General features: G+C 66.0%; 1 protein-coding gene. It reads left to right on the top strand.

From position 1 onward, the window contains the following. Window positions 1–139 precede the first annotated feature (139 nt). Window positions 140–1,027 carry an MBL fold metallo-hydrolase gene (locus tag ABZV34_RS39765; RefSeq protein ID WP_356288279.1) on the top strand — a complete coding sequence of 296 codons (888 nt, stop codon included), beginning with the start codon at window positions 140–142 and terminating at the stop codon, window positions 1,025–1,027. Window positions 1,028–1,180 lie beyond the last annotated feature (153 nt).

Genomic DNA, 1,180 nt, shown 5'->3' with positions numbered 1-1,180 from the left:
CCTGCTCGCACACCAGGCACCAGGCACCAAGCGCTCGTGACGTTGTCCCGCCTGTCTCTGCGCGACCGGAGGCACGCCTCAAGTCGCGGGCGCTGAACCAGGTCGACCGGCCGTCTCGCCGTCCAGAAGAGAAAGAACCATGCAGCAGAAGAACAGACCTTTCGAGCTTGGCGACGTCCAGATGCGTGCGCGTGAACTCGCCGACGGCGTGTACGCGGTCATGGCGGCAGACGTCGACGACACCGACCACACCGCGACCAACGCCGGTTTCATCGTGGGTGATTCGGGAGTGCTGGTGGTCGAATCGCTGAGCAACGGCCGTCTGGCCTCCCAGGTCATCGGCGAGGTGCGCAAAGTGACCGCGCTGCCCATCCGGTTCCTGGTCAACACCAGCTTCCACGGCGATCATTGCTTCGGAAACTTCGCCTTTCCGTCGCAGACGGTGATCATTCACCATGAGGCGACCAAGCGTGTGATCGACGAACGCTTCGAGCAGGACCGCACCTTCATGATCGACCTGCTCGGCGCGGGCGCCGGCATCGAGGAGGCGGTAGCCCGCTCGGCGGACGTCACGGTCTCCGGATCGTGCTCCGTGGATCTGGGGAGCAGACATGTGGACATCGAGCACATCGGCTTTGCCCAGACCGACGGCGACCTGGTCGTCCGCGTGCGCGAAGACAACATCGTCTTCGTCGGGAACATGCTGCAGGCGCCGCCTCCGGCATTCCCGTGGTTGCTGGAGGGGCGGGCCGACGAGGCACTCGCCACCTACCGGCGCCTGTACGACATCCTCGACGATGACACCCTGATCGTGCCGGGTCACGGCCGGACCATGCGCCGTGCGGACATCCTGCACTCGATCACCTACCTCGAAAAGCTGACCAGCGGGGCACGGGAGGCCCAGGACAAGGGACTGCCGGCCGCTCAGGTCCGCGAAGCACTCGCGATGAAGGAATACAGCGACTACAGCATGTACGAATTCATCCACCTCCAGGTCAACATCCCCGCAGTGCTGAAAGCGGAATGACAACGCGTTCACACCGCGGACCCTGTCGTCTGCGGGTCATGCCGGTCATCCCGGTGCGCGTCGAGCGGAGGCGGCTGCCACGGCAGACCGCCCCCGACGTGGCCGCGCGCCCCGCACCGGCTCCCGGCCGCCGGCCCGGGGAACCGAACCGTC

Source organism: Streptomyces sp. NPDC005195, assembly GCF_040608315.1.
Classification (GTDB): Bacteria; Actinomycetota; Actinomycetes; order Streptomycetales; family Streptomycetaceae; genus Streptomyces; species Streptomyces kaempferi.
The sequence above is the reverse complement of the archived record's forward strand: the minus strand, read 5'-3'. Positions and strand labels throughout refer to the sequence as shown.